This window comes from Hymenobacter metallicola, assembly GCF_004745645.1.
In the GTDB taxonomy this organism is placed as follows: domain Bacteria; phylum Bacteroidota; class Bacteroidia; order Cytophagales; family Hymenobacteraceae; genus Hymenobacter; species Hymenobacter metallicola.
Genome location: NZ_SRMB01000002.1, coordinates 578,003 through 593,624 on the forward strand (window position 1 = coordinate 578,003; position 15,622 = coordinate 593,624).

Below are 15,622 nucleotides of genomic sequence, written 5' to 3' on the forward strand. Positions count from 1 at the left end.
TTAGTCCTCTGACCTAAGATCTGAACTTCACTCACCGGAAAAGCCTACCGATATCGGTGGGCTTTTCTTTTTTGTGCCCACTCTGCGTTGGAAACGAGAACTACCTCCTTCCGGATAAGTTGATTCAGCAGCTTATCAGTATTGCGAAACTCACGAGCAAAGCCGCTGCTACGTTAGGCAAGTGGAAATGTTTCAGTGAAAAAATTACAAATATTACATCTATATGGTTCTTTACTGCTCAAATTTTCAATACATTGGTGCCCTCGTTCTCTCTTTCCACAACCAAACCTTTCATTTCGCATGAAAAAAACCTTTTACGCAGTAGCCTTGGCTTGCCTTGGGCTCGGACTAGCCTCGGAGGCCCAGGCCCAGAAAACTCTTCTCAAACGCCAGTGCGCCACCACCGACGTACTGGAGGCCCAGATGGCCGCTGACCCTAGCTTAGCCCAGCGCCGGGCCGCCATTGAAGAGCAAACCCGGGAGTTTCAGGATAATCCAGCGGCCCAGCGCACTAACGCCGTGGTAACAATTCCGGTAGTGGTGCACGTGCTGTATAACACGGCCGCCCAGAATATTTCTGATGCCCAGATTCAGTCCCAACTCGACGTACTGAACCAGGACTACAGCAAAACCAACCCCGACTATACCAAGACTCCATCGGCCTTTGCCGGCCTGGTAGCCAACGTAGGTGTGCAGTTTGTACTGGCCAAGCAGACGCCAACGGGTGCCGCTACGACCGGTATTGAGCGCAAGCAAACCACCAAAACCTCCTGGGGCACCGATGACCAGATGAAGAACACCGCAACGGGTGGCCTGAATGCCTGGAACTCGGCGAAATACCTCAACCTGTGGGTGTGCAACCTGTCGGGTGGCGTGCTGGGCTATGCTCAGTTCCCCGGCGGCCCCGCCTCTACCGACGGGGTGGTAATCCTGACTACCGCTTTCGGTAAAGGTGGCTCGGCGCAGGCGCCCTTCAACCTGGGCCGCACTGGCACCCACGAAGTAGGCCACTGGTTGAACCTGAACCACATTTGGGGGGATGATGGAACGTCTTGCACCGGCACCGACAACGTATCGGATACGCCTAACCAAGCCGACGAAAACTACGGCACCCCGGCTTACCCGCAGGCATCGTGCTCGAACACGAGCGACATGTTCATGAACTACATGGACTATGTGGATGACGCGGCCATGTATATGTTCTCGAACGGACAATCGGCACGTATGAATGCCCTGTTTGCCTCGGGTGGCGCCCGCGCGGGTCTGCTCACCTCGGTAGGCGGCACGGCTCCCGGCGGGGGTGGCACCACGCCTACCCCGGTTACCTACTGCAGCTCGAAAGGCAACAGCGTCGCCTATGAGTTCATCGACTATGTGGGCCTGGGCTCTTTGGCCCGCACCTCGGGCGCGGATGCGGGTTACTACAACGGCACGGCCCTGGCCGCTCCGACCCTGGCGGCTGGCTCGACTCAGACTATCAGCTACAGCGCAGGCTTTGCCGGTACGGCCTACTCGGAGTACTTCAAAGTGTACATTGACTACAATAAGAACGGCGTCTTCACCGATGCCGGTGAACTGGTAGTAAGCGCCGCAGCCAGCACGTCTAGCGCTACCCGCAGCTCCAGCTTCACGGTACCCGCCACGGCGAAGTCGGGTACGACGCGCATGCGGGTGGTGATGAGCGACAACTCGGCCACGACCAGCTGCAATGCCTACAGCTACGGCGAAACCGAAGACTATACGGTGAACATTACCGGCGGCACGGCCCGCATGGAAGAGACGGTTGCCCGCAAGGGTGGTGCTACCGAGTACTCGGTGTATCCCAACCCGGCGACCGATGTGCTGAACGTAGTAGTTCCTTCGGACCACGACGCGGCGGCTGTTTCGGTGAAAGTGTACGACGTACGCGGCGCGGAAATGAAGCAGGCTCAGTTTGCCAATGGTCAACTGAACGTGTCTTCGCTGGCCAAGGGCGTCTACATGGTCACCATTGCCGACGGCCAGCAGGTATCGCACCAGCGCTTCGTGAAGCAATAAGTAGCTAGCCTGGGCGGCATCGAAGCCTTACGTGATGCTACCCGTTGCTACTGCCCGACAAGGCCCGCCGAAACCGGCGGGCCTTGTTTGTTTTGGTGCCCAAGCCAACCGTAATTCATTCTTCATAACCATTTCGCAAGGCCAACAGTAAAGAGGCCTGCCCACCCTGCCAAGCTCTCCGTATGAAAACCCTATACCTGATGCGTCACGCCAAATCAAGCTGGAACTTTGATGATTTGAGCGACCAGGAACGACCTCTCAACGACCGGGGCCGGGCCGATGCCCCGCGCATGGGCCAAGCCCTGGCCAAGCGCAACATTCAGCTCGATTTACTGGTCAGCTCGCCGGCGGTACGGGCCATGAGCACCGCGGCCCTGGTCGCCAAAGAGCTGGAGTATCCGCACCAGCAAATTCAGGTTCTGGACCCCATTTACCGCGCCGAGGTGCCCGATCTGTTGGAGATAGTGCGGCAGTTGCCCGACGCGGCCGACTCCATATTGCTGGTAGGCCACAATCCCACCATTACGGACTTTGCCAACGTGATTTCGCCCAGCCCTTTAAACGAGCTGCCGACGTCGGCCATTGTGTGCCTGAAGTTTGGAGCCGCACGCTGGGCCGATATTGACCGGGCTAACGCCGAGTTCTATTTCTACGACTACCCCCGCAATCAGCCGGAGTAATTACCAGATCACCTGGAATGCGTAAGCAGGAAAGTCCACCCGCTTTTGTTTTGCCCGCAAGCCTGCTTTCCCTTGTATGGAATCACCCAAAAATAGTACCCCGCCCGTGCTGCTGAACCGTGAGTTGAGCTGGCTTACGTTCAACCGCCGTGTGCTCCAGGAAGCGCAGAACCCCGACGTGCCCCTGCTGGAACGCCTGAAGTTTCTGGCTATTTTCTCGTCCAACCTCGACGAGTACTTCAAGGTGCGCGTGGCCACGCTGCGGCGCCTGGTGAAGCTCAAGAAAAAAACCCGCGCCAAGCTAGGGGAAGACCCCGGCGAGCAGCTCAAAAACCTGCTCGATGAAGTCAAGCGGCAGCAGCAGGAGTTTGGCGACACCTTCCGCAACGAGATTCTGCCCGAACTGGGCCGCCAGCATATTCACCTGGTTGCGGAGCACGAGCTAAACCAGCCCCAGCGGGAATGGGTGCACCAGTATTTCCGCGACAAAGTGCAGGATTTGCTGTCTCCGGTCATTCTGGACGATAACCTGCACCACCTGTTTCTGAAGGACCAGACCGTGTACCTCACGTTTCTGCTTACGCGGCCGGTAAAGGAAAAGAAGGCGCTGGAAGAAGAGCGGGTGCTGGTAATGGAGCTGCCCACCAAGCGCCACGGTGGCCGTTTTGTGGAGCTGCCTGCCCAGGGCGATGAGCGGTACGTGATGTTTCTGGACGACGTGGTTCGCTGCTGCGCGGCCGAGCTGTTTCCGAAATACCAGCAGGTCGAAGTACACGCCATCAAGATTTCGCGCGACGCCGAGCTGGATATCCAGGAGGAAGTATCGGGCAATTTGATGGCCAAAATCAAAAGCAGCCTGCAAAAGCGCGAAACCGGCTACCCAGCCCGCCTGCTCTACGACCCGGAAATGCCCAAAGCCGTGCTGCGGGCCGTGATGCAGAAAACCGGTATCGGCAAAGAAGAGCTGGTAGAAGGCAGCCGCTACCACAATTTCCGCGACTTTTTCGGCTTCCCCGACCTGGGGCTGGAGCAACTTAAGTATCAGGAGCAGCCCCCGCTGCCCCACCCCACCCTGCCCCGCACCAGCGGCAAGATGCTGGCTGCCATTGCCGAGCGGGACCACCTGCTGCACCTGCCCTACCAGTCGTTCGACTACGTGACGCGCTTCATTCTGGAAGCCGGCGCCGACCCGCTGGTAACCAATATCAGCATCACGCTCTACCGGGTATCGGCCAAGAGCGAAATAGCCAAAGCCCTGCTCAAAGCTGTGAAGAACGGCAAGCAGGTGACGGTGGTCGTCGAACTCAAGGCGCGCTTCGATGAGGAGTCGAACATGTACTGGGCCGAGAAGCTGCAAAAGGCCGGGGCCAACGTTATTTTCGGCATTCCGGACCTGAAAGTGCACAGTAAGCTGCTGCTCGTGACGCGCACCGAGGAAGACCAGAACCGCCTGTACGCGTACTTCAGCACCGGCAACTTCAACGAGGTGACCAGCGGCATCTACGCCGACCACGGCCTGTTCACGGCCGACGCGCGCCTGACCCGTGAAGCTGCCGAAGTGTTCCGCTACTTCCACGACCGGCAGCCCAAATCAGGCTTCGAGCACCTGCTGGTGGCGCCCTTCGAGCTCCGTGAAAAGCTTAATGCCCTCATCGACAAGGAAATCAAGCTGGCCAAGGCCGGCAAAGATGCCTACATCATTCTGAAGCTCAACGCCCTGCAGGATGACCGCATGATTAAGAAGCTCTACGAGGCCAGTGAGGCCGGGGTGCGCATCGAGCTGCTCATCCGGGGCATCTCCTGCCTGGTGCCCCAGCTCGAAGGCCAGAGCGCAAACATTCAGCAGCGGGGCATGGTAGACCGGTACCTGGAGCATGCCCGGGTCTACGTTTTCGGCAACAATGGCAAAGAGAAAGTGTACGTGGCTTCCTCCGACTGGATGGCGCGCAACCTGGACCGCCGCGTGGAAGTGGCTTTCCCGATTTATAACGACGAGCTCCGGGCCGAAGTGCGCCACCTGCTGGATTTGCAGCGCCAGGACAACGTAAAGTCCCGCGACTTCCACAACAACTTCCTGGGCCAGGACGACCCCAACGCTCCGCAGATTCGGGCCCAGTTTGAAACGTATGCTTACTTACGTAAGCTTAGCAAACAACGCAAAAAAACGGCGGCCTCCTAGGCCACCTGAGTAACGCGACCTAAAAAGGCCCGCTTTCAGAATTCTGGAAGCGGGCCTTTTTAGGTCGCGTCACTCAGGTGCTACTGCCGTTTGAGGAGTTTGCGCGGCGGCACGATGAATAGCTCCAAACTGGCATATGGGGCATTAGCCAGCTTGCTGTCGATGATTTTGATGCGGTTGTCGTTGGTACGGTCGAAGGCGTCGAAAGCGTAATTGTAACGATAGCCGCCCTCGACCCCAAACCACAAGAAATCATAGATTTCCCGCTCCCAGCGCGCCCGAAACTTGACTTCCGTTTCGCGCAGCTCCAGGGAGTTGAGCGTAGCGCCTTCCCGCTGCAACGGGGTGCGCAGCTTCACGATGTAGTTGAGGCCGTCCACGGAGTAACCGGCGAAAAACAACGACCGGGGCGAGGCATTGTAGCGGGCCGTAACCCGGGCCGGAAACAGCGCTTCAATACCCCAGTGCTTGTTGAAGGTGCGGTTGTAGAGCAGGGCCGGGTACGGACTGAAACGCCCGAAGGTGTAGCCCAGCTGCACCCCTACGCCCCAGGAAAACGTGGGGCTGCGCTTCCAGCCGTACAGAAACTCCGACGACACGCGCAGGTAGTCGGTTACGTTGAGCTCCGAAGAGGTATAGTCGCCGCTCAGTTCCCCTTTTACCCGGAAGATGTACCAGTTTACCGCATTCACCGGCCGGATAACGGCCAGCTGGGTGCCCAGGGTTTTGAGGCCCTTGTTTTCGATATTATCGTAGAGCTCATAGCCGGTAGGCCGGTTGCTGAACTGAAATTCCTCCCGTTCATAGTTCACCCCCAGAATCAGCTTCAGGTGAGGGTGGTTGAGCATCGGGATATAGCCTTTGATAACCAAACGGGCATTCTTGGTAGCGTCCGTGTTATAATCCCGCAGCCCCACGGTCTGCCCAGCGGAAGTCACGTTGAAGCGTGGCACCCGCTCGTAGTGAAAAATCAGGCCTTTACTGGGTCCCATGCCCACTACCGAGGGGGTGGCAAACTGCTGGGGGTCGGTAGTGCCTAGTGCTACCGAATCGGGGTTGGTGGGCGCGGGCAGCGGATAGACGGGCGTAGTTGGCGTAACCTGGCCCAGGGCCGTAAAAGCAAGGCCGCTTAGGCTGAGGGTTAGCAGGGCACGGCAAGCAAAAGGAGAAACCGGCAAAACGTAGCGAGTCTTCATGAAGAACAGAGCAAGGCGGGATTTTCGCGGAAGCGGAACACCCGGTTGTAAACGTGGATAAGCCGAAAAGGATGGGCAAAAAAGCTGGACACTATGGCCAGGAAAGTCGGCAAAAACGCCCCGGAAAACCTGTTAAACACAAGCTACCCGGGGCGTCTTAGGCGAATGGAGTGCAGCTAGAACAGGAAGTCGAAGCCGACAAACACCAGCTTCTCTTCTCCTACCGAATACGTGGCATTGATAACGGCCTGCTTGAGCACATCAATCCAGATGCCGCCGCCGAAACCGGTGTGGAAGGCGTCGATGCCGGTGCGCGTGTCGTAGCTCGAGTACACCCGGCCCGCGTCGGCCAGGCCCAGAATGCCAAACTTACCGGGCACCAGGTAAGCATTGAAGCTAAAGAGCTGCAGGCGGGCTTCGGCGTTGGCATACACGGAGGCGCGGCCGGCATAGCGCGTGCGGCGGTAACCACGCAGGTTGGTCGACTGCCCCAGCGTGTTGGCCTGGTAGAAGCGGTAGTCGCCCCAGTTGCGGGCGGCCCCGATGCGGCCGGCCCAGGTGAGCTGGAAGGGGAAGTTGGGGCTCAGGTAGAAGCGGAATTCGGAGGTGATACGACCAAAGTTGAGCTGCTCGGCATTCAGCTGGTAGTTCTGCTGCACCTCGTTGTACCAGCGCAGGCCGATCCGCGGATTCTTGGGCGAGCTGGCCGCGTCGATGTTCAGGTAAGCCCGGCCGCCCAGGTAACGGTTGAGCTGGAAATCGGTGCTACGGATGCCCAGGGCCGCCCCGCTCTCACCGTTTTTGGTAATAGGATTGAGGCCCCGGGCAATTTCGCTGCCGATGGCGTTTTGCTCCACCCGAAACTGGTCGTATTGGGGCCCGATGCCGACTTTGAGGAAGCTAAACAGGTCCCGCTCCAGCACGGGGCTCACGTAGAAGCGGGAGAAGCGCACCCGATATGTGTCGTTAATGTCGCGGTTGCGCACCCGGTCGTCGGAGCCCAGCAGCTGGTTCTGGGAGTTGTTGCCTTCGCCGAAGAAGTTGTAGAGCAACTGCGGGCCGTAGAGCTGGGCGTTCAGGCGCAGGTCAAACCGGCCAATGACGTCCACGAACTGCCCATTGTAGCGCACATTGTAGGCGCGCTGCGAAGGCGAGTAGTTGGCGGCCAGCGTTTGCTCGGTCGAGAAGGGGGCCTTGCGGAAGCCGTAGGTACGGTAGGTCACGCCGCCGCCGAAAAACAGCCGGTCGTCTATGTTGTAGCCAAAGTACAGAGCCGGACCGAGGTAGTTCAGGCTATAGTCTTTGCGGTCGGTCCGCGGGTGGGTGTCGTACTGGCTTACCTCGGTGCCGGGCTGCAGGCGCAGGCGGGTTTCCTTGCCCGCGGTGATGACGTTGCCGGTATCGGCGTCGTAGATCTGGGTTTTGTGACGCAGCCCCCCCACGCGGGAGTTGTCGGTAATCGAGTCCCGGTCGGTGCCGCCGATAATGCGCAGCAACGCCCCGCCCTTCGACTGGCCCGTAACGTTGTACACGTCGTTGCCGGAGAAGCCGTAAAGGCGAATTTCGTCGGTTTCCTTGTCAAAGGTCTTGTCGAAGAGGGTCTTGGTGAGTTGACCTTCCTTGTTGATCTTGGTCACCTTCACCCGGGTTTTGTCGCCGTCGAGGCGCTCTACCTCAAACTTCTCGCGCTTGGAGCTGCCTTTCACCTCCACGATGTCGTTGAGCGTGCCGTAGTAGTCGGCAGCCAGCTGGGGCAGCAGGTCGCGGCGGCTCTTGAGCTTGGCAATGATTTCGGGACCGTGCAGGTCGTAGATTTCCTTGGGCCACTGCGTACGGAAGGCCTTTTCGATTTCGGCGTCGGTCAGGTCGGCCTTCATCTTCTCGGCAATCTTCACCCAGTCTTCCTTGGTCACGGAGGCCAGGAACACCCGGTCGTTGGCCAGGGCCGTCAAGTTGAGGCCTTTGTAGTCGGCGTAGTCGTAGCCGAAGTTCTGGAAGTTGCGGATGGCCCACTTGCGCGAGGCCAGATACGGCAGCAGGCCGTCGCCCTTGAAGAAGGCAATGTCGCGGTCCTCGGGTACAGCCGTGAATTTCCGGTCCCCGTCCTTGTCCTTGGTTTCAGCCCAGCGCCACTGGTCTTCGTGCCGGTCCCAGTCGCCGATCCACATATCGAAGAGGCGGGAGCGGGCAAAGGCCTTTTCGTTGACGCGGTTGTCGTTGTCGTCGATGAGGCGCTCCATCACCTTGTCGGTACCCACCAGGTTTTCGGCGTTGCCCAAGGATTCCACGTTGCTTTGGTCGTCCTTGGCATCCTCCTCAATCATGGCCGGCGTGTTCGAAAACCGCTCGTAGTACTGGCCCAGCAAGGGGTCCTGCGGGATAAACACCGGCTTGGGGTTGGTGTGCAGAATACCGGCGGTAGTGCCCAAAGTAGCTACCGGGAAGGCCCCAAAGGGGTGCTGGGCCGAAATCTGGTCCTGCAGAATGTCCTTGGCCGCGCCTTCGCGCAGGGCTTCGGGCAGCACGGCCGCGGGGTCTTTGTTGAGGCCGCGCAAAGTGTAGTTGCGGCCTTCCTCGTTGCGCACCTTCAGCGAAGCCGTTTGCTTGCCGCCCCCGATTTTGTAGGGCTCCAGGCCGCCCCGTTCGGTGGCCATGTCCAGCACCTCAAACTTCACCGGCGTAGCCCATTCCTTGCGGTAATGCTCGCCGAAGAGGAAACGGTGAAAGCCGCCGCGCTTGTCGTAGTCGGTGTTCACGGCCAGGGTCACGGTGCTGTCCTGGAAGTTGGGCCGCTTCACGTTTTTCACTTCCTGAATCTGGGCTACCTCCTGGGTGGTTTTGGCATACAGGGGGGTCCGGAACACCAGCCGGCCGCTTTCGCCCTTGTCATTCGGAATCCAGAACTCGGTCCAGACCTCGCCGTTGTCGTAGTAATTCACCCGGGCCCAGCCTTTTTCCTTGTCCGAGAAGATGGCGTCGCCGCTTTTGCCGGGCCGCACGTGCTGGGTTTTGCAGCCCGAGCCGCTGACGATGTGGTGCAGGGCGCCTTCCTTGAAATACTGCAGGTTGTGCTCGTGGCCGGCGGCGTAGATGATGTTGGGGTATTTATTGAAAATCTCCATCAGGCCCTTCTTGTAGGCCTGGTACAAGGGGTGCGGAATATCCTGGCTTACTCCGCCGTACTTGCGGGCAAAAGGGTATACCGAGCCAATGATGGGCAGGGGCAGGAAAGCGTACTTATAGACAATGGAGAGCGGGAAGAAATGGTCGGCCAAGGTGAAATAGCCCCCGTGAATACCATCCGAGAAGAGCGGGTGGTGGGCAATGACCATGATGTTGCGGTTCTGATTCCGCTGAATGATGTCTTCGAGCTGGGTGAAGAAGTCGGTTTCATTGGCTACGCCGCAGCCGCTGTTGTTGCCATAGGGCCGCTCGCCGCTGGTTTGCAGAAACCACTGCGAGTTGATGGCAATCATCAGAATATCGTCCTGCAGGCGCACCTCGAAGGGACCTGGGCAGGCGTTGCGCGGAATGAAGAAGTCGCCGGTGAAGGGGAAGGCGGCCGAGTCGCTGGTCAGGTAGTTTTCGACAAAGGCCTGCTGCCGGTTCACTTGGTCGACGGCCCCGGCCAGGCCCTGCTTCCAGTCGTGGTTGCCCGGAATCATGTACTTCTCGCCGGCGTAGCCGCGCAGCGACTCGAGCTGCCCGATCATGCGCTCCTCCGACTCTTTACGGTCGTAGGCGCCTTCGCGGGGCATGCCGTATTCGTAGATGTTGTCGCCCAGAAAGATGGTCGTGCTCTTGGGGCCCGCCTTCACGATCTGCTGGTTCAGGAAGTTCAGCGACGGTTCGCCCCCATCCTGTTTCTTGATGGGCTTGCCCACGTCGCCGATCAAAAAGATAGAGTAGCGGATGCGGTTACTATCGGGCGGGGTTTTGCTTTCCCAGTTTTCACCGCCATGGTTATAGTTGGGCCGCGTGGGGTGGGGCGCCTGGGTTTTCTTCTGGGCTACGGCAGTATTCAGGCTCCCTAGTAAAAGCAGGAAGCAGCTGAGCAGAAAAGGTCTTCTCATATAGAAGCAATGAACGTAAATGCAGCGCGGGAGTGTAAGAGGAAAGGAGAGCAGCGCCGCGTCGAAGCCCGGGAAAAGTCGTAAACTACTGCATACGGCGCCGCGCATCGGGCGTTGACGGGCTGTGCGCTGCCCTACGCAATCCGCCGGCCCACGGTTGGGCTCGGCCCTGGTAAAAACTTCACGCTCTGATTCGCGTTCTAAGCCGAATAAGGGGCACGGGCGCATTGCTGCCGGCCCCATTCTACTTCCGCCCCATGGAAACCACTGAGACCTTAAAACCGACCAAGGCCGAAATCATAAAAAAGGCCAAAGCCCATATCACGACCCTGTTTGAGGAAAAGCTACCCAAGCCACTCGTGTACCACTCCTTTAAGCATACGGCTACTACCGTCAAGGAGGCCAAGGCCCTGGGCGAAGCCACCGAACTGAGCCCCGAAGACCTCGAAGCATTGGTACTGGCCGCCTGGTTTCACGACGCGGGCTACACCGAAGTGTACGACGGCCACGAATACCGCAGCATGGAGCTGGCCGAGCAGTGGCTGCAGGCGCAGGGCTACCCCGCCGACCGCGTTGCCGTGGTCAAAGACATCATCCGGGCTACCCACCGCGACGAAACGCCCAAAACCGAGTTGCAGCAGCTGCTCGTCGATGCCGACATGAGCAGCATGGGCCGGGAGGAATTCTTTGCCAACGGTGAGCTGCTGCGGGCCGAGTGGGAAACGGTGCTGGGCAAAAGCTACGACAGCGTGGAGTGGGCCGAAACCCAGCTCGACTTTCTGCTCTCGTCTAAGTTTCTGACGGATGCCGCCAAGGACCGCTACAAGGAGCAGTTCAAGGAGAATATCAAGGAGCAGCGCAAGCTGCTGAAGAAGACCGAAAAGAAGAAGAAAAAGCGCGAGCAGGAAGAGCAGGGCAACTTTGCCGAAGGCAAGCGGGGCGTTGAAACGATGTTCCGGACGACGTACAACAACCACATCAAGCTCTCGGACATGGCCGATAAAAAGGCCAGCATGATGATTAGCCTCAACGCGGTAATCATGTCGATTATCATCACCTACCTGGGGGCCAAAACCACGGCCATCGGCCCGGCCTTTACCCGCAACCCCATCCTGACGGTACCCATGGGCCTGCTGCTGGCTACGGCCCTGGGCTCGGTAGTGTCGGCCATCCTCTCGGCCCAGCCCGACGTGACCAGCTTCAAGTGGCTCAAGAAAAGTCCGCAGGTGGCCACCAACCGCCGCGTGAACCTGCTGTTCTTCGGCAACTTTACCAAGCTCAGCCTCGACGACTTTCATAGCGGCATGACCGGCCTGATGCGCAACAAGGACAACCTGTACACCAACATGGTGACGGACATTTACTACCTGGGCGAGGTGCTGGCCCGCAAGTACCGGCTGCTGCGCATCAGCTACACCATCTTCATGGTCGGCCTGATTCTGACCGTGCTGTCGTTCGGCATTGTGCTGCTCTACAAATCCTAACTCCTCGGCAAAACCCACAGAAAAGCCCCGCTGAACTGTCAGCGGGGCTTTTCTGTGCGTCGAACGGTCCGTTAGCTTTTTTTCGGCAGGCGCTGCGTGCGGTTCATTCCCTCGCAGAGCTGGGCAAACTGCCGGATGGAATGACCCAGAAACCGGCGCATCCGCTGGCGTTGCCCAAAGCGAATAAGCGGGTGCTGACTGGCAATGTAGCCGTAGCGAAACTCCAGCGTCACGAAACAGGTCTGGTCGTCAACTACTTCAATAAAGCAGAACAGGAAAGAATTGGGAAACAGCCGAAACAGGGAGATTTTCTCGACATACTCAATCCGGTCGGCATCCTCGAAACGCTGCACGGTCTGGAAGTCAATCTGCCCCCGGTTTAGGTTTACTTTGTAGCTGGTGCCCAGGCGCCCGGCTTTGGTCAAGTCGTATTTCACCCCGCTCACGCCCGGCATCCAGTGGGCCCGTAGGCGGAAGTTGCTCAGCACCCGCAAGGCATAGGCCGCCGGCACGCGTACTGTGCTCATCACCTTGAGGGCATTGCCGTCCACGCCGCGCGGGGAGCCGCTGTCCGGGCCGCCGTCGTTGAGCAGCAGGCGCAGCGGCGAGAGGTAGGCGTAGCGGTAGCAGATTTCGCCCAGGTAGTCGTAGATACAGGTGCCGCGGAGCAGGCGCGTCCAGGAAAAGCTGCGGGCAATGTCGGCCGCCGACTGGGTTTGCAGGTAGCCGTCGGAAAGTAGGATGTACTCGTTGCCGGTCACGTTGTTCTTGAGCAGGCGGTGCACCACAATCACGTCGCGCCCCATGAGCTTGGTAAACTGCCGGATCTGGGCCACGCTGACCTGCCCAAAGTGCACAATGATTTTTATAGTAAGGTCGTGGCTGCGCAGGGCCGCGCTCAGCTCCGAGTCCAGGTCGCGCTCTACTAGCCGCACGTAATTTTGAAAGTCTAGGAAGATGCGGCGGCACTGGGTCACGACCTCCTGCACCGTGGGCGGGGGCCCCAGCCGGTAAAACAGAATAGCGTCGCCCTGAATTTCGCTGACTTCCATGTCCAGGGTATTGGCTTCCACCAGAATTTCCAGCAGGTCGGCAATAAGCTGGGGGGCCAGCGTGCTGCCCGACTCCTGAATAAAACGCGTAAAGCCACTAATATCGGGAATGAACAGCAGCGCGGGCACCATGCCGTCGTCGGACACACTCGCCCCGGTGGTAGTAGGCCGGCTACCAGCAGCCCGACGGGCCGCACGCATGTCATCCAATAAACCCATAGTGAAACCTGATAAACCGAAGAGAGGCTAGCGGCCTATACGCAAGGCCTGGAGTAGCAGGTTTGGGCCATAGGTTGCTTTAGAGTTACCTTTGTGGTAAATGCCAGAATGGCTGCGTAGTTCAACGGATAGAATAGGCGTTTCCTAAACGCTTGATATGGGTTCGATTCCCGTCGCGGCTACTAACATTACCTGCTCCTTATTATCCGGGAGCAGGTTTTTTTGCTTTATCCGCTTTCAACTGCAGGATGCTCACCCGGCACAATACCGCTTTTGCAGGGCAAATTGCCAGGTTAACCGAGCGAAAAAAGACTTATAACGACTCCCGCCGAACCGGTACAACTTCTTGAAAGCAAGTAAGTATACACCAAAGCCCAGCCCCCTTGATCCTATGCCTGCCTCATAGCTGTGCGGGGCCAGTACCACGGAGTAACCTCTCCTCAACCTTAGTCCTATTGCGTTAATGCTACCTATTAGTGAAGATGTATTAGTGCAGCGGCTTTACGCACGGGAGGAATCGGCCATGACACTCTTCTACGACAAGTACGGCCGCATTCTTTACAACGTCATTTTACGCATCGTGCGCCAGGAAATTGCAGCTGAAGACGTGCTGCAGGAAAGCATGGTGAAAATCTGGTATTCTTTCGCCTCGTACAATGCTACCCGGGGTCGGCTCTTTACGTGGGCTCTCAACGTGTGCCGCAACGCGGCCATCGACCACATCCGGACGCGGCACTACCATGAGGGCCAGCAAACCCAGCCCCTGGAAGATACAATGGCCTGCTACCAAATAGCCGCCACGGGGTTTCAGCCCGAGCACATCGGCCTGCGCGAGTTAGTAATGCGCCTAAAGCCCAACGACCGAAAAATCATTGACTTGCTCTATTTCGGGGGCTTTACGCAAGCCGAAGTAGCCGATGAGCTGCAAGTACCGCTGGGCACCGTCAAAACTCGGGCCCGGGCCGCCATGCATGCTCTGGCGAAGGCCGCCCGATAACTAGCGTTTTTTATCCTTGCTGCCCCTGCTGTTGCTTCTCACAGTCAGGGGCTTTGGCATTTCATTTTTGGACACTGCCACTCGTCTTTTTTCTATTTTTCCCCCTAGAATAAAACAGAGCGTAAGCGGAACAGGAAGGAATATATAAATATTACCAGAGTTATATAAAAACTCGAATTATTTCCGCAGATTTGTTTCGCACTTGTTACGCACGCTGTAACCACTCTCTATCTTCTGTCTTGTTGCTTGTCTACACACCAACCTGGTTCTGCCCAGTTTGCCAACTGTCTTTATCCTAGCTATACTACTCATAATCAATAGGATTTATCTGTTGCACCTACCACCCTCCCCATTATTGAACCTGCCAACTAGAGCAGCTAAACCCTGTTCTATCCTATTTTTTACTTCCAGCCTCATTTTTTTCCTGCATGAAGCAACCCTCTACCCTCGTTACCCCTTCTTCTCCCCAACAGGCTTCACGACGTAGCTGGCTTAAGGGCCTAGGCGCGTTGATGGGGACCACCCTCCTAGGCGGATCAACCTACGCCGTATCGTCCCCCGTAGCCAAGCTAGCCGCAACGCCGGCCGCAGGAATCGAGCCGATTGGCACAGTGAAGCTCTTTGTTGGTCCCGAATTGCCTGCGGGCTGGGTTGTGTGCGACGGCTCCCTGCTGCGCGTTGACCAACACCCAGCTTTGTACAAGGCCCTCGGTGCTATGTACGGCGGCAACGGTCAGACTACCTTTGCCCTGCCTAAACTGCTGCCCACCACTACCGAAACGCAGCTGTCAACGTGGCTGCCCGCGGTAAAAATAGCCGCTGCTCCCGTCGTTACCGCTCTGGCAGAATTGCGCATGCCGCACCAAACCCGCCGCCTCAGCTAGCATAAGCCCAGGTTCTGCCGGGCTTTGGTATTGTCATCACTCTATTCCTTCATTTCTTTTCTTCTCTCTATTATGGACGAAGCTTACATTGGTTCACTTGTATTGTTTGCCGGCAACTTTGCCCCCCGTGGCTGGGCCTTCTGCGACGGCTCCCTGCTGAGCATCGCGCAAAACTCGGCTCTGTTCTCCATCCTAGGTACCACTTACGGCGGCAATGGTCAGACTACCTTTGCCCTGCCCGACCTGCGCGGCCGCACGCCCGTACACGCCAACAATGGCCAAGCGGGCCCAGGTGTTGCAGCGGTGCAGTTGGGTGAGCGCGCCGGCACCAACAGCGTGACGCTGAATAGCCAGCAGCTGCCCGCGCACACGCACGGTCAGCAGTTTATGTCGGGGGCGGCTACGGCCGCGGCCCCGGCCGCCGGCCTGTCGCTGGCCCAAGCCAACGGCTCGGTGCCAAGCACCGGCGATACTACCGCGACTAACATCTACGGGTCGAGCGGCACGCCCGTGGCGGGCGGCCAAACGTCGGCCGCCGGCAATAGCCAGCCCGTTAGCGTGATGCAGCCCTACCTGGGCATCAACTACATTATTTGCCTGCAGGGCCTTTACCCATCGCGCAACTAGTACCTGCCAGTCAGCCCAGGTCTGGGGCACCGTTCCATCCTACGTTTGAAGACGGGTGGGGCGGTGCCCTTAGCGGCTCACCGCTACTTCCTGCTTGGTATCCCTTCTTCTCACTTCATTTTTATTCACTTGTGAACCACTCATACTTTATGAGGCAGGGACTAACCAGGCTGTGTCTGGCGTTGCTGCTAGTG

General features: G+C 58.2%; 10 protein-coding genes and 1 tRNA gene. 8 read left to right on the forward strand and 3 right to left on the reverse strand.

Annotated elements, in window-relative coordinates; all coding sequences use genetic code 11:
* Positions 1–300: 300 nt before the first annotated feature.
* The 3 genes from E5K02_RS25555 (at position 301) to ppk1 (ending at position 4,896) form a co-directional block, all read left to right on the forward strand.
* Positions 301–2,037, forward strand: a complete 1,737-nt coding sequence (locus E5K02_RS25555) for a GEVED domain-containing protein (protein ID WP_167856391.1) — start codon at positions 301–303, stop codon at positions 2,035–2,037.
* A gap of 182 nt (positions 2,038–2,219) precedes the next feature.
* The gene (locus tag E5K02_RS13230; RefSeq protein WP_135395249.1) at positions 2,220–2,717 is read left to right on the forward strand and encodes a SixA phosphatase family protein; all 498 of its coding nucleotides are present in this window, start codon (positions 2,220–2,222) and stop codon (positions 2,715–2,717) included.
* 76 nt (positions 2,718–2,793) lie between these two features.
* A complete protein-coding gene (gene ppk1 / locus E5K02_RS13235; protein WP_135395250.1) occupies positions 2,794–4,896 on the forward strand; it encodes a polyphosphate kinase 1 in 2,103 nt (700 codons plus the stop codon).
* An 80-nt stretch (positions 4,897–4,976) separates the two neighbouring features.
* Here the strand turns inward: ppk1 and E5K02_RS13240 are convergent, their stop codons facing one another.
* The gene (locus E5K02_RS13240) at positions 4,977–6,092 is read right to left on the reverse strand and encodes a DUF6268 family outer membrane beta-barrel protein (RefSeq protein ID WP_135395251.1); all 1,116 of its coding nucleotides are present in this window, start codon (positions 6,090–6,092) and stop codon (positions 4,977–4,979) included.
* A 176-nt stretch (positions 6,093–6,268) separates the two neighbouring features.
* Positions 6,269–10,165 carry a metallophosphoesterase gene (locus tag E5K02_RS26065; protein ID WP_135395252.1) on the reverse strand — a complete coding sequence of 1,299 codons (3,897 nt, stop codon included), beginning with the start codon at positions 10,163–10,165 and terminating at the stop codon, positions 6,269–6,271.
* A 257-nt stretch (positions 10,166–10,422) separates the two neighbouring features.
* On the opposite strand from E5K02_RS26065, the gene E5K02_RS13250 reads away from it, so the two are divergent.
* Positions 10,423–11,649, forward strand: a complete 1,227-nt coding sequence (locus E5K02_RS13250; RefSeq protein WP_135395253.1) for a Pycsar system effector family protein — start codon at positions 10,423–10,425, stop codon at positions 11,647–11,649.
* A gap of 71 nt (positions 11,650–11,720) precedes the next feature.
* On the opposite strand, the gene E5K02_RS13255 is transcribed toward E5K02_RS13250, so the two are convergent.
* Positions 11,721–12,920: a DUF2652 domain-containing protein gene (locus E5K02_RS13255; RefSeq protein ID WP_135395254.1), complete on the reverse strand. Its 1,200-nt coding sequence runs from the start codon at positions 12,918–12,920 to the stop codon at positions 11,721–11,723.
* Between the two features lie 110 nt (positions 12,921–13,030).
* Here E5K02_RS13255 and E5K02_RS13260 point away from each other — a divergent pair.
* The 4 genes from E5K02_RS13260 (at position 13,031) to E5K02_RS13275 (ending at position 15,428) form a co-directional block, all read left to right on the forward strand.
* A tRNA-Arg gene (locus E5K02_RS13260) sits at positions 13,031–13,102 on the forward strand.
* Between the two features lie 281 nt (positions 13,103–13,383).
* Positions 13,384–13,917: an RNA polymerase sigma factor gene (locus E5K02_RS13265; RefSeq protein ID WP_135395255.1), complete on the forward strand. Its 534-nt coding sequence runs from the start codon at positions 13,384–13,386 to the stop codon at positions 13,915–13,917.
* Positions 13,918–14,345: 428 nt separating this feature from the next.
* Positions 14,346–14,801 (forward strand): phage tail protein, encoded by a 456-nt coding sequence (locus tag E5K02_RS13270; protein ID WP_240737273.1) that lies wholly within the window; start codon positions 14,346–14,348, stop codon positions 14,799–14,801.
* 72 nt (positions 14,802–14,873) lie between these two features.
* On the forward strand, positions 14,874–15,428 hold the full coding sequence (locus E5K02_RS13275) for a phage tail protein (RefSeq protein ID WP_135395256.1): 555 nt from the start codon (positions 14,874–14,876) through the stop codon (positions 15,426–15,428).
* The last annotated feature ends 194 nt before the right edge of the window (positions 15,429–15,622 follow it).